General features: G+C 38.4%; 13 protein-coding genes. 4 read left to right on the top strand and 9 right to left on the bottom strand.

Annotated elements, in window-relative coordinates:
- The first annotated feature begins 3 nt into the window (after positions 1-3).
- Positions 4-2,385 (top strand): beta-glucosidase BglX, encoded by a 2,382-nt coding sequence (bglX, locus tag ABJQ32_03810; protein ID MEP5288747.1) that lies wholly within the window; start codon positions 4-6, stop codon positions 2,383-2,385.
- 6 nt (positions 2,386-2,391) lie between these two features.
- The gene (locus tag ABJQ32_03805; GenBank protein ID MEP5288746.1) at positions 2,392-3,774 is read left to right on the top strand and encodes a sugar porter family MFS transporter; all 1,383 of its coding nucleotides are present in this window, start codon (positions 2,392-2,394) and stop codon (positions 3,772-3,774) included.
- Positions 3,775-3,841: 67 nt separating this feature from the next.
- Here the strand turns inward: ABJQ32_03805 and ABJQ32_03800 are convergent, their stop codons facing one another.
- From ABJQ32_03800 to ABJQ32_03775, 6 genes are all read right to left on the bottom strand, one after another.
- Entirely contained in the window at positions 3,842-4,219 is a 378-nt protein-coding gene (locus tag ABJQ32_03800; GenBank protein ID MEP5288745.1) for a hypothetical protein, read from the bottom strand.
- 6 nt (positions 4,220-4,225) lie between these two features.
- Positions 4,226-4,549, bottom strand: a complete 324-nt coding sequence (locus ABJQ32_03795; GenBank protein ID MEP5288744.1) for a hypothetical protein — start codon at positions 4,547-4,549, stop codon at positions 4,226-4,228.
- A gap of 103 nt (positions 4,550-4,652) precedes the next feature.
- Complete coding sequence (locus tag ABJQ32_03790) at positions 4,653-5,633, bottom strand: beta galactosidase jelly roll domain-containing protein (protein MEP5288743.1); 981 nt, start codon at positions 5,631-5,633, stop codon at positions 4,653-4,655.
- Positions 5,630-6,124, bottom strand: coding sequence for a retropepsin-like aspartic protease (locus tag ABJQ32_03785; GenBank protein MEP5288742.1), 495 nt, complete (start codon positions 6,122-6,124; stop codon positions 5,630-5,632). The genes ABJQ32_03790 and ABJQ32_03785 overlap by 4 nt, the downstream gene beginning before the upstream one ends.
- A 113-nt stretch (positions 6,125-6,237) precedes the next feature.
- Positions 6,238-6,921, bottom strand: a complete 684-nt coding sequence (locus ABJQ32_03780; GenBank protein MEP5288741.1) for a response regulator transcription factor — start codon at positions 6,919-6,921, stop codon at positions 6,238-6,240.
- Positions 6,918-8,435 (bottom strand): HAMP domain-containing sensor histidine kinase, encoded by a 1,518-nt coding sequence (locus ABJQ32_03775; protein ID MEP5288740.1) that lies wholly within the window; start codon positions 8,433-8,435, stop codon positions 6,918-6,920. Before ABJQ32_03775 ends, ABJQ32_03780 begins: the two co-directional genes overlap by 4 nt.
- Before the next feature lie 265 nt (positions 8,436-8,700).
- Between ABJQ32_03775 and ABJQ32_03770 the strand changes: the two genes are divergently transcribed.
- Positions 8,701-9,108 carry a hypothetical protein gene (locus ABJQ32_03770; protein ID MEP5288739.1) on the top strand — a complete coding sequence of 136 codons (408 nt, stop codon included), beginning with the start codon at positions 8,701-8,703 and terminating at the stop codon, positions 9,106-9,108.
- A 14-nt stretch (positions 9,109-9,122) separates the two neighbouring features.
- A complete protein-coding gene (locus ABJQ32_03765; GenBank protein MEP5288738.1) occupies positions 9,123-9,635 on the top strand; it encodes a GNAT family N-acetyltransferase in 513 nt (170 codons plus the stop codon).
- Here ABJQ32_03765 and ABJQ32_03760 read toward each other — a convergent pair.
- Genes ABJQ32_03760 through ABJQ32_03750 form a run of 3 tightly spaced genes read right to left on the bottom strand, consistent with a single transcriptional unit; the run spans position 9,632 to position 12,518 of the window.
- Entirely contained in the window at positions 9,632-10,963 is a 1,332-nt protein-coding gene (locus ABJQ32_03760; GenBank protein ID MEP5288737.1) for a hypothetical protein, read from the bottom strand. The genes ABJQ32_03765 and ABJQ32_03760 overlap by 4 nt on opposite strands.
- Position 10,964: 1 nt before the next feature.
- Positions 10,965-11,870: a MoxR family ATPase gene (locus ABJQ32_03755; GenBank protein MEP5288736.1), complete on the bottom strand. Its 906-nt coding sequence runs from the start codon at positions 11,868-11,870 to the stop codon at positions 10,965-10,967.
- A 9-nt stretch (positions 11,871-11,879) separates the two neighbouring features.
- The gene (locus ABJQ32_03750; protein MEP5288735.1) at positions 11,880-12,518 is read right to left on the bottom strand and encodes a transglutaminase-like domain-containing protein; all 639 of its coding nucleotides are present in this window, start codon (positions 12,516-12,518) and stop codon (positions 11,880-11,882) included.
- Between the last annotated feature and the right edge of the window lie 14 nt (positions 12,519-12,532).

Below are 12,532 nucleotides of genomic sequence, written 5' to 3'. Positions count from 1 at the left end.
GAAATGAGCATAAACTTAGAGTCCCTAGTATACTCTGTCCGAATGGCTTCAGCCAGGCGGGCAAGCACGGATGAATCGCAGCTGCGAACCTTGCCTGCGGCAGGCAGGTTCCATGTGGCTTTTAAAAAACAGACTATGCACATGAAATACATCTTTTTTATATTCATTAGTTCTTTAATTATATCATGTCAGGATGTCGAAAAAGACGCTTCTGATGCTAACCTGAAAGTCGATAGCCTCTTATCAGAAATGACTTTGCGCGAAAAAATCGGTCAAATGAACCAATATTCTGTAGGTTCTGAAATGACGGGCCCGAATGCTTCTGTGGATCATGCTGAGAGATATCAACGCTTCCTAAATGGGGAAGTTGGTTCTGTGCTAAACACGCTTGGTGCTAGGGATACCAGAAAGCTGCAAAAAATGGTAGTAGATAGTACTCGTCTGGGTATTCCACTCATTTTTGCCTATGACGTAATACATGGCTATCAGACGATGTTTCCTATCCCATTGGGTGAAGCAGCATCGTGGGATTTAGAAGCCATACAATTATCTGCAAGTATTGCAGCTAAGGAGGCTTCTTCCGCAGGTATCCAATGGACATTCGCTCCGATGGTTGATATATCTAGAGATGCCAGATGGGGTCGTGTAATGGAAGGAGCAGGCGAAGATCCTTATTTGGGTTCGCTTATTGCAAAAGCTCGTATCAAAGGATTTCAAGGTAATGATCTTTCCGATAAGCATACCATTGCAGCATGTGCCAAGCATTTTGCTGGATATGGATTTGCTGAAAGCGGCAAAGATTACAATTCAGTTACTGTTGGTAAAAATACTCTTCATAATGTGATATTGCCTCCTTTTAGAGCTTCAGTTGAAAGCAATGTAGCAACCTTTATGAATGCGTTCAATGATATTGATGGCATTCCTTCCACGTCCAATTTATACTTACTTAGAGAGTTGCTTGCTGACAAATGGAACTTTGATGGGGTGGTAGTATCCGATTGGAATTCGATAGGGGAAATAATCAACCATGGTGTAGCATCAGATCGGAGAGAAGCAGCCATGAAAGCAGCAATAGCAGGATGTGATGTAGACATGGAAGGTGATGCATTTGTCAATCACCTGGAGCAGTTGATACTTGAAGGTCAAGTTTCTGAAGATCTAGTAGATGAATCTGTACGTCAGATATTATCACTAAAGTATGAGCTTGGACTCTTTGATAACCCATATAAATACTTTGATGAAGAAATAGAACGTGAGCTAATCGGGCATCCAGCTCATAAAAAAATCAGTAGGGAAGTTGCTACCAAATCCATCGTTCTTTTGAAGAACGAACAGAATTTACTCCCACTTGCTAATGTTAAAAAACTAGGCGTAATTGGCCCTTTAGCAAAAGATAAGGACTCACCACTAGGAAACTGGAGAGCTGCTGCTAAGAGCAATACAGCTATTTCACTATATGAGGGCATTCAAACTCGACTCGGCAATCAGATGCAAATTTCATATGCCGAGGGATGTAAACTTTCTATTGGACCTAACAACTTTTTTAATGAAGTGCAAATAGAACAAAATGATAAGTCTGGTTTTGAGGAAGCTATTCGTGTGGCACGAACAAGCGATGTTGTGATCATGGCTCTCGGAGAAACTGCTTATATGTCAGGCGAGGCTAGAAGCAGAGCAGATATTGGATTGCCTGGACTACAACTCGATTTACTGAAAGAAATATACAAGGTCAACAAAAACATAGTATTGGTGCTTATGAATGGACGTCCATTATCCATTCCATGGGAGGCAGATAATATTCCGACTATCGTGGAGGCCTGGCATCTGGGAAGCGAGGCTGGAAATGCAATTGCAGATGTACTTTCTGGAGATGTTAATCCATCGGGCAAATTACCAATGAGTTTTCCTCGACATGTAGGGCAGTTACCCTTATATTATAATCATCTAAATACTGGAAGACCAAACAATGAAGGTGCTGTATTTTATTCTCACCATATGGACGTAGAAAATACGCCACTTTATCCGTTTGGATATGGCCTTAGCTATTCAGAATTTGAATATAGTGATCTGGTGATAAAGCAAAGCTCAGAAGAAATCAACGTCTTAATTACTGTAACTAATACAAGTGATGTATATGGACAAGAAGTTGTTCAAGTATACATTCGAGACATAGCAGCATCTATTTCTCGACCTGTTCTTGAACTCAAAGGATTCGAAAAAATCGGATTGGAGCCTGGCCAGGCTAAGCAAATTCGATTTCAATTCACCAAAGAGGATCTTTCTTATTTCGATACGAATGGCAATACAGTTTTTGAGTCAGGAGAATTCCTTATTTCTGTAGGTTCAAATTCGCAAGATTTAATTAGCGAATCAATCACTCTCTAACCCTCTATGAAAAAGCAAAGTTTACTACTCATTACTCTTGTGTCATCTCTTGGTGGGCTCCTTTTTGGTTATGACACTGGGGTTATCAATGGAACTCAATTTTACTTCAGTAAATATTTTGAGTTGGATGCAGCAATGAAGGGATGGGTGGTCAGTAGTGCGCTAGTCGGTTGTTTTGTGGGTGCCTTATTTTCAGGTCTGATTAGTAAAGCTTACGGAAGGAAAAATTCTTTAATCTTGTCAGCAATCTTGTTTAGCATTTCAGCTTGGGGCTCTGGCTTGCCATCATTTTTACCACAGTCTGTCCCTTTGCTCGTATTTTTTAGGATTATAGGTGGGTTGGGAATAGGTATTGCTTCTATGAATGCACCTACTTACATAGCAGAATTATCTCCTGCGAGTATTAGAGGGAAGATGGTTACCTATTATCAGTTGGCCATCGTTGTGGGGTTTTTTATCGTATTCCTATCTACTTATGCTATTGGAAATTCTGGAGATTTCGAGTACAACCTTAATCAAGGTTGGAGACTCATGTTTTGGTCTGAATTGCTCCCATGCTTGATATTTCTTTTTCTACTGTTCGTAGTTCCTAAAAGCCCACGATGGCTTATTATGAAAGGAAGAGATGCGGAAGCTAAAAACATACTTACCCAGCTCCATGGAGCAGATTTGGCTGAAAAAGAATTCAGTCATATATGTCTTTCAATTGATAAAAAAGACAACCCTAAGTTTTCAGTACTCTTAAAGAAAAGTTTTTTACCTATTGTATTGATAGGAACAGCTTTATCAGCACTTCAACAGCTTACAGGGATCAACGCAGTGCTTTATTATGGAGCTGATATCTTCGAAAAGGCTCTTGGGTTTGGTCAGGAAGATGTGTTAAAGCAACAGTTATTGCTCGCGGGAGTAAATCTCCTTTGTACATTTATTGCAATGGGGACGGTAGATAAATTTGGCCGAAAACCGCTTATTTATTTAGGATGTATTGGTATGACGATCGGATTTCTGATGCTGGGTATTACACTCAAAACGGGCCATGTGGGATTGGTGTCTCTTATTGGTATTTTGGTATTCATAGGATCGTTTGCTTTGTCAATGGGGCCTGTAGTATGGGTTTTGCTTTCGGAAATGTTTCCCAATAAAATCAGAAGTCTTGCTATGTCTGTAGCAGTTGCTGCACAATGGGGGATGAACTATTTGGTTTCACAATCCTTTCCGATTGTCGTAGAAAGTGAAATTAACCAAGGTCCATTTTGGAATCAATCTTTGCCGTACTTCATTTTTATTTCATTTATTCTAGCTACTCTGCTATTGACTTATAAGTTCATTCCGGAGACCAAAGGAAAATCACTTGAGGAATTAGAATCACAGTGGAATGTGAAGAGCTAGTTTGAAAAAACCAAACCCATCAATAGTGAACTGATGCGCCTGGTTGATGTAATGAGTAACTAGCATTCTAAAGAGGAATTACAATCATTGGAGCTTGATGCTCACTTTTGTTTCTTCTTTTCAATAAAGTGTTTTTAGGAAACTGAACCGTTTTTTCTTGAATTAGTGTGTCACGGAATTGATCACTTTCATCAATCTGAAACACTTCAAGTGGACTAACCGGAAATGCATTTCTAGTACTACTGTTTGCCTCAAATGTCTCACCTGAATTACTTTCTGAAACCTCTATTCGCTCCATGTTATGAAATTGTGTCAACTCATAAATAGAAGGGAACTCCTTCGCCATTTGCCCTTTAGCAGAAACAATAGATAAAATATATATCATAATGATTATTACGAAAAGGAATGCACCTTCTAATATTCTGTATATAGATCTGGTTTTCATAGCTATTTAATTTTTGAATTGATAATTCTTTGATGTTTTCAAGTATGACTTAAAGAATACTGGATCCAGTTGATAAGCCTTCTGCATATCATAGGCTGATTTGCGGAATGCACCAGAGGCTTGATATGCCTTAGCTCTTTTTAAGTATGCAAGCGCATGTTCTGGTTTTTCTTCAATTGCTTTACTGTATAGCAAAATGGATTGCTCGTGATCCTGAGCAGCCAGCGCTTTGTCTCCTGCTTTGATCCAATCTGATTCTGATCCCGCATTTGCTCTTAGAAAAACGGCAATCAATAATATTATAAGTAGAACTATTCTTTCTTTTAGCATGACTACATTATTTAATAGTATTACTATCAAAAACGTATTATTGCTAATGCAGTTTACTTTTTTGGATTAATAATATTTATGGATTTTATAAACAGGACTGTGGCTATCGTCCATAGTTTCTTTTTGAGCTAACATTTGCAGTTAAACCAATAGGTCCGCTGTAGATGCCTGCATCTATGCCAATATCCTCTACCTGAACTGCAATAATGTTGGTGCCTCTTGGATTCAGCAATTCTTTGGAAATTTTATAGATTCTAAACTCATCATAACTGGTACTTTCACCAAAAGGGAGAAAGTCTTTGGTCCGCCCAATGATTTCACCATTTACATAGGTGTAATCGAAATCATCAATTTTTCCCATTACGAGATATAGGTCTCTGTCTTTTAAGTCTTCTGGAATTTTGAACTCTTTACGATACCATCCATAACCCTTGGAACGCTTGATGTGTTTACTCCTCCAGTAACTAGGAACAATAATATTTTCCCAATCCTGATCATCATAACTTCGTTTTTCCCAGTCTAAATCTTGATTTGTTGTAAATCTCCACACCCCTTCGAGTGAATGGAAGTCTCTTCCCAATTTGGCATCTAGATAGATCCCGATATTTCCTTTTGCTATGCCCCCTTCTTGGACCAAATCATAAACTTTGATGGCAATTACATTTTCCCCATTCCTGTTGATAGCTGATTCTGGTAGTGCATACTCATTAAGCGCATTGTAAGCAGTATAAAATTCAGGTGGAAATGAGCCTTTGAATCCAATGAGTCTTTCATTGAGATAAGCTTCATGCACATCATCAATATATCCAAGGTTGATAAGAAGATTGGTGAAACCTTTGAGGTCCTTTCCATCAAAAGAATATCGATACCAAGCAAACCCATTATAATTGGCAAACCCTTCATTTTCCCACGGAGATGGAACTTTGATGGACTCCCAGCTACTATCGTCATAGTCGACATCAACATACTCCTCTCGATCACCAATGGTAAATTTCCATTCTCCAGCAAGGTTGAGGATTTTCGTTTTTTGACCAGTTAGATTGAACGAGAAAAAAAACAGTATACTGATTTTAAGCAATTTCATCGAGTAGCAAATTTGTGTTTACTTCTGCTATCCACCAAGATAATACGCCTTTGACTATAGTCGATCATACAGTTGTACTTAGCGAGTAAGTCTGTCCCTATTATTCCATTTATCTTGATATTTGTTTTCGCTTCTATTGACCGAATCACCTCTGTTAAATTTAGACTATAAAATAGTTTGTGATCAAATCGATCTCCCAATACAACTTCTACATTCCTTACTCTCATCGCAGCAGTTTTTTCACCATTGAAACTCATCGCTCGTTTATGATCGCCATATACTTTAGACGCCTCAAGTTTGTATTTTTTTAAATGAGCATAATTGATGATAGAAATATCTGATCCTGTATCAATGAGGAAATATCCTTTTTTACCATTGATTTCGGCCTTTACGATAGGTTTTTTGTAACTCTGCATTTTCACGTATCCTACTTCTTGACCTAAGATAGAAAATGATAAGATGAGAAGGAGAGATGTGATCATGACTTTCATATGGAGTCTATTTAGGTTTTGTTGAATTGTTTTGTAAATCAACGGACTCTCATATCACTAGATGTCACCCTTCAGTAAACGTTTGTAAAAAGATGTCACGGACCTCTCAAAAATCATAAAATGAGCTTGTATCCAGCGCCATGCACTGTTATAATATGATGAGGATTGGCTGGATCTTTCTCTATTTTCTGTCTAAGCTTAACTATAAAGTTATCTACTGTTCGCGTAGTAGGTTGCTCATGATAGCCCCATACATTTTTTAAGAGCTCATGACGATCGACTATTTCTCCTTCATGTTCATGTAGGTATTGTAGTATTTCAAACTCTTTATGCGATAGCTTTTCTTCGTTTCCATTTCGAGTTGCAGTGTACTTTTTGAAATCAACTTTTAGTAACCCAAAATCAATTGATTCTTCAATTTTATTGTTCGACTGACTCCTCCGAAGTATGGCATTGACTCTAGCGATCAACTCCCGAATAGAAAAAGGTTTTTGTACATAATCATCTGCTCCCATTTCTAGTCCCAGAACTTTGTCAATTTCTTCACCCTTGGCCGTAAGCAAAATGATAGGAGTGTTGTTTCCTTGCTTTCGTAATTGTTTACAAACTTCAAAGCCACTCAGTTTAGGCATCATTACATCCAGGATAATTAAATCTGGAGATAGATCTTGCAAAATATTGAGTGCGTCCGATCCATCTATCGCTTCTGTTACCTCATATCCTTCAAATTCAAAGTTATCCTTAAGTCCACGACGCATGTTGCTTTCATCATCAACAACTAAAATGTGCTTACTCATATGATTGGAAATTTTAAGGTGAATTGACTCCCTTCACCTAGTGTGCTTTCAACAGAAATCTCAGCATTATGAGCCTTCATGATTTCTGCTACCAAGGATAATCCTAAACCGGTACCCTTTGTGTTATGCACATTGCCACCTTCTACACGGAAAAACTTGTCAAATATGTTTTTCTGATTTTTTTTGTCAATTCCCACGCCTTTATCTGAGACATCAAGAATGTAATGTGTTTGGTCAGATTTAGATTCTAGTACTATATGTTTTTCTTCTTTACTGTATTTCATTGCATTGTCAATGAGGTTAATCAATACTTCAGAAAAAGCCTCATGATCAGCGTTTATTTCAATGTTTCCATTGAGGTTTAAATCGTATGTAAATCCTTTTTCTGATAGATGATAGGAGTAAGAATTCACCACATCTTTTATGATTTCGTCTGGAGAGACTTTACTGAAATTGTAAGCTTTTTTATTCGCATCAATCTGACTGAACGAAAGAATCTTATTCACAATGTTTTTTAACCGTGAGGTTTCTTTAGAGATGATTTCATAATATTCATATTTCTTATCTTCTTTTACTCGTCCCATTAGAAGAGTTTCATTGAACATACTTATCAATGCTAAGGGAGTTCTTATTTCATGTGAGACATTAGCTACAAAATCTGCTTTGGTCTTGTTTAGTTGAATTTCCTTGCGAAGATTTCGAATGATAAGAACCATACCAGCCAGAATGATGAATACTACAATGGAAAGTGTAATTAGGTTTCTTTTGGTTCGATAAGAAATCAAGTCTGTAACTGACTGAGCATATAGACTCACATTTATTTCATAACCAGGCGTCTTATTCAAGGGACCACTTTGGATAATTCCGGTAGGTTCTACCTTAGATTGATACACAATCCGGTTTGTTATGGTGTCTCTCACATTGGTATTGATGGCTTGGGTGGTAATCTGTTGAATCTTTGGAGCGAGTAGGTCTTCTATGTATGCTACAGGGTCTATGAAAACAAGGCACGGAGTATCCTTACCGATAATGATTAGACTGATTTGAATATTTTCGTTTGTGTTTCTAATCTCACCAATGACTTCTTGCTTGATATAGTCAGTCTCTTTGTATCGGATGAGTCGTTCAATCAATAGCTCATTTGCACTGAATGCACTGTCAATGTTGAAGGATCCTAATTCCGTTTGTTCATTAAAATCTATGGTTTGGATAGCTGGTGTAGACAATGCAATGAATTCAATCGCAAGGTTACCCTTAATTGCTCCTGGGTCGGAAAGAGAGGAAAAACCTTCTTGTTGATATTGATAATCTATTTGCTGAATGTAAAAATCGAATAGATCAGCAGCGTATTGATTGACCGAAAAAATAATCCCATCCAGTTGCTCTCGATAAACTTGTTCCAACATCTGCTCATTTTCATTGAGAGAAGCTACTTCTACAGCCGAAAAAATCGCTACTGGCAGCAGAACAGCCAGAGTTAAAATAAGTACGGTATTCTTAAGCGATGAAGACATAAAATAAGCGCAAATTTTAGAATCCTCAATATACTAACCGAGGATGAATAAAATTTAGGCGATTCCATTATGCCGTTGAAAATGGATCATATGTAATGAAACGAAGATACAGAATCGCTTGAATTGTTCGCTTTTTCATGTGTATTGTCTTCTTTTCAATGGCCACATGGAATCTTACATAAAAATTCATCCGCAGTTGATGTAAAATCGCTTCTGATTTTTAATGACGATTTCATATCTTCAACCCTTGATATAGAAAAACCATATGAAACTTCTTTTACTATCTGCTCCAGTATTCTGTCTCGCGTTGCTCGCTATACTTTTCTTGCAATCTGGGTTAGACAAGGTGTTTAATTACAAAGGCAATACGGAATGGCTAACCAGCCATTTTTCAAAAAGTCCTCTGAGGAATATGGTAGGAATTTTGATGCCTTTAATTACCATTTTAGAAGTAGCTGCAGGAGGGTTCAGTGCGGTGGGTATCTTTTTTATCTTAGTAGAAGGGAATGCCGAAATAGGTCTGATAGGAGCTCAATTGTCAGCGCTTTCAATACTTGGGCTGTTTTTTGGTCAAAGAATAGCTCAGGATTATGTGGGAGCAGGTACCCTCACTACTTATTTTATTATTTCAATCATGGCCATTTATCTTCTTTGGGAAATGACGCCTGCCTAAACCTAAAATCAATAATGAGAATCCAGATCATTGAAGCTCAGCCAAAAGATTTTTTTGAAATAGGTCAATTGATGATTGATGTTTATTCCAATCTAGAAGGATTCGCAACACCTAAGCAGCAGCCAGAGTACTATGAAATGCTGGCCAATATTGGAGACTTTGTCCAAAAGGAAAGTGTGAAATTACTTTTAGCTAAAGACAAGGAAAAGATTCTTGGAACTGTGGTGTACATAGCAGACATGGAAGATTATGGCTCAGGAGGTATAGCAACGAAAGAAACGAATGCTTCAGGTTTTAGACTATTAACCGTGAGTAGACCCGCAAGAGGTTTGGGGATAGGGAGAAAACTTACGAATGCATGTATTGAGATGGCGAAATCAGCGAATGTGGGTCAAGTGATCATACATACAACAGAATCTATGAAAGTGGCATGGGGGATGTATGAAAAGATGGGTTTTAAGCGTTCTGTAGATCTAGATTTTGAACAAAATGGGTTGACTGTGTATGGATTTAGATACTTTTTCTAACCTTCAGTGCTCTTGGTATTCATTTCCCTTACTGCACGCTCAATTCCACGTGGGGTAAGTGGAAACATAGGCACAATCTGTTTCATGGCTTGAATGGTATATGTACCAGACCAGTATTTCAGCGGCTCAGGGTTTAGCCAAACTGATTTCTTAAATTTCTTTACAATGGCTTGGATATTCTGAATACTAAGCGCACTGAGTTCGTAAGGCGCCATTGCCGAATCTCCGATAAAGAATATCCGGTACGACTTATTGTACATCAGAAGCTTTTCGATAGATATGTACTTAGATCTGCGTTCGTCTATCCATACACGATCGTAGATGGTATTATGAAAGTAGAAGACTTCAAGATCGTGAGCAAAACGTGTCTTCATCTTTCTAAAAAGCTGTTGAACACTTTTCACATAAGGTGCCATCGAATATCCACCATTGTCAATTAGGACAATAATTTTTAACTCTTCATATTTTTCACTGGAGAGTTCGGGTAAAAAAAGCCCGCCACGCTTTAGACCAGATTTTATGGTAGTGGGAATATCTAGTTTTTCAATGGCGCTTTCCTCGATAACTCCTTTGATTGAGGCCAATGCAGCATCTACATTGTTATCATTGAGAAGCGCATCCTTATCTACAGGGAAATAGTTTTTATCACCAATTACTTTACGAGCCATGCGTCCACCACCTTGTCCACCTACTCTGATGCCGTTTTTAGCTGCGCCACCATGACCATATGGGGAAATGCCCCCGGTTCCAATCCAGTGACTTCCACCACTGTGTTTGGTACGTTGCTGATTTCGCACCTTTTCCATTCTTTCTAAGAGTTCTTCTAATGACAGATCCGAATAATCAGCCATTTTGTCCAGCATCCTTTCTGCTGGTTGATCGTCAGTCTCCTTACTATCTTCATCTACTTGATCGGGATTATCCTTATCCCAAATCTCTTTACCAGAAACAACCTCTTTTATGTCATAACTTGTAAGATGCACCTGATCCAAAAAAGCACTAACGAGATCTTCTTCTGTCAGATCTGTATCCTTATCAGCTTCATCAATGTACTGAGTCTTCCATTGCTTGAAGGTTTCAGATCTGAGAATAGCATCTTCAAGTGTTTGACCAGGGGTGATTGGAATATGTAAGAAGTATTCATAGTATGCCTTTGTAAATGGCCCAATATCTTCGGGTCCTTTTACAATAATACCCCTGAGAGCATTGTGTAGATCACCTAATGTCTTAATCAATCCTTTCTGCATAGCCTTCCGCAAGATCAATAATGTTCTTATATCTGCTTGAAGACCATGTTTGCGAAACGATTCAGGGAGTGAGCTTAGCATATCAATTATGCGATGGTCTGAAATTATCACCTGCCCCAATCATTCGATTGACGCGTTCCATATCTGCTTGTGTCTTGATCAACGCACCAATTCCTTCCAATCCTTCTATTTTTTCAATGGCATCTTTTGGAGCAATATCACTCATGTATTTAAGCCAATTGAGGATCTCTCTGGTTGTTGGAGCTCGCTCGAGCCCCAATCTTCTTAAGTGATAAAATACGTCTAACCCTACTTTCACTACTTTTTCATCCAAGCCTGGATGATGCTTTTCTATGATTTTTCCCATTACATCCTTTTCAGGAAAATGAATGTAATGGTAAATACATCGCCCTTTGAAAGCGGTGGGAAGTTCTTGTTCTCTATTCGAAGTGATCACAATCGCCGGCATATCTTCTTCCGATACTTCAACTATTTCACCAGATTCAGGCATGATGAATTTTCGATGACTCAATGCATAAAGCAAGTCATTGGGAAACTCACGAGGGGCCTTGTCTATTTCATCAATGAGCAATACAGAATTTGGTTTGCTATACGAGATGGCGGCTGGCCCTTTTACTACATAATCTGCCAGTGATTCAGGGTTTCTATCTCCTGTGGATAGTTTACTTTCTAATCCTTTTTCCTCTCGTTGCGCATTCAGAATTTCAATCTGCGAATCTCTTAGATACTTCACATGATCAAACCGAGCTACGAACTGTTCCACATTACTTTTTGAACCGACTGGATAAACTTCAAGATCCAAACCTCGATCTTTTGCATAGTGAATGGGAAGTTCTGTTTTTCCGGTTCCTGGCTCGCCTTCGATGAGGAGCGGCATACCGAGCGAGCGTGCCATGTGAAATGCTTGTGCTAAATCGGGATCGCATAAATACTTTTCAGATCCTTTCCAGTGTTTTGTTTCTGCCATATCAATAATCTACAATTTTAGTTCACCCTGTTTATTAAGCAAACTTTCAAGCATAGGGTAATTCTCTTTCATATTCTTCTTGATAAACTCAAATGGAACATCATCAAATGATCCATAGTCTTCTAAATATTTCATGAACTCCTGACCTTCCTTATTATATTCTTGAAATACCGAATCATTGGTGCCATCAAATACTAACGGTTCCACACCCGTCATCTCGCACAATTCCTTGTTGAAAGCAGGTGTCGCTTTTAACCAATTGTTATTGAGATAAACATCGACCATTCCGTGAGGAGTTAACTCATTCGTTCCAAACTTTTCTGTTAAACGTTCTACAGCGATGTGGTTTTTGACTTTAGCCAGGTGCAGCTTCGCAGGAATGCCCAAGGCTCTCAGTCCGGCTATATAAAGGATTGATTTATCAATGCAGTGTCCGTGCTTCTTTTGCGCAATATTGCTTGCCTTCAAGGCCTCTTTTTGAAAACTGATATCATACGGATTATATCGCCATCCATCTCTTATTTTCAAATAAAGCCCGATAGCTTTCTCTTTCTGACTCAAGGAATTACCCTTAAACTCCTCGACGATCCCCTGAACGATGGGATTCTCATAATCGTAAAAATAGGTTTTTTGAGTATTTTCAGTCATTCTGAACTTGTTTC

It is taken from the genome of Marinobacter alexandrii (assembly GCA_039984955.1).
In the GTDB taxonomy this organism is placed as follows: Bacteria; Bacteroidota; Bacteroidia; order Cytophagales; family Cyclobacteriaceae; genus Ekhidna.
This window is presented reverse-complemented; position numbering and strand designations above follow the sequence as displayed.

Coding starts and splice junctions, on each gene's coding strand:
- ABJQ32_03775 (MEP5288740.1), bottom strand. CDS start 8,435: ATGTCTTCATCGCTTAAGAATACCGTACTTATTTTAACTCTGGCTGTT.
- ABJQ32_03790 (MEP5288743.1), bottom strand. CDS start 5,633: ATGAAATTGCTTAAAATCAGTATACTGTTTTTTTTCTCGTTCAATCTA.
- ABJQ32_03805 (MEP5288746.1), top strand. CDS start 2,392: ATGAAAAAGCAAAGTTTACTACTCATTACTCTTGTGTCATCTCTTGGT.
- ABJQ32_03755 (MEP5288736.1), bottom strand. CDS start 11,870: ATGGCAGAAACAAAACACTGGAAAGGATCTGAAAAGTATTTATGCGAT.
- ABJQ32_03760 (MEP5288737.1), bottom strand. CDS start 10,963: ATGCTAAGCTCACTCCCTGAATCGTTTCGCAAACATGGTCTTCAAGCA.
- ABJQ32_03770 (MEP5288739.1), top strand. CDS start 8,701: ATGAAACTTCTTTTACTATCTGCTCCAGTATTCTGTCTCGCGTTGCTC.
- ABJQ32_03800 (MEP5288745.1), bottom strand. CDS start 4,219: ATGAAAACCAGATCTATATACAGAATATTAGAAGGTGCATTCCTTTTC.
- ABJQ32_03780 (MEP5288741.1), bottom strand. CDS start 6,921: ATGAGTAAGCACATTTTAGTTGTTGATGATGAAAGCAACATGCGTCGT.
- bglX (MEP5288747.1), top strand. CDS start 4: ATGAGCATAAACTTAGAGTCCCTAGTATACTCTGTCCGAATGGCTTCA.
- ABJQ32_03795 (MEP5288744.1), bottom strand. CDS start 4,549: ATGCTAAAAGAAAGAATAGTTCTACTTATAATATTATTGATTGCCGTT.
- ABJQ32_03765 (MEP5288738.1), top strand. CDS start 9,123: ATGAGAATCCAGATCATTGAAGCTCAGCCAAAAGATTTTTTTGAAATA.
- ABJQ32_03750 (MEP5288735.1), bottom strand. CDS start 12,518: ATGACTGAAAATACTCAAAAAACCTATTTTTACGATTATGAGAATCCC.
- ABJQ32_03785 (MEP5288742.1), bottom strand. CDS start 6,124: ATGAAAGTCATGATCACATCTCTCCTTCTCATCTTATCATTTTCTATC.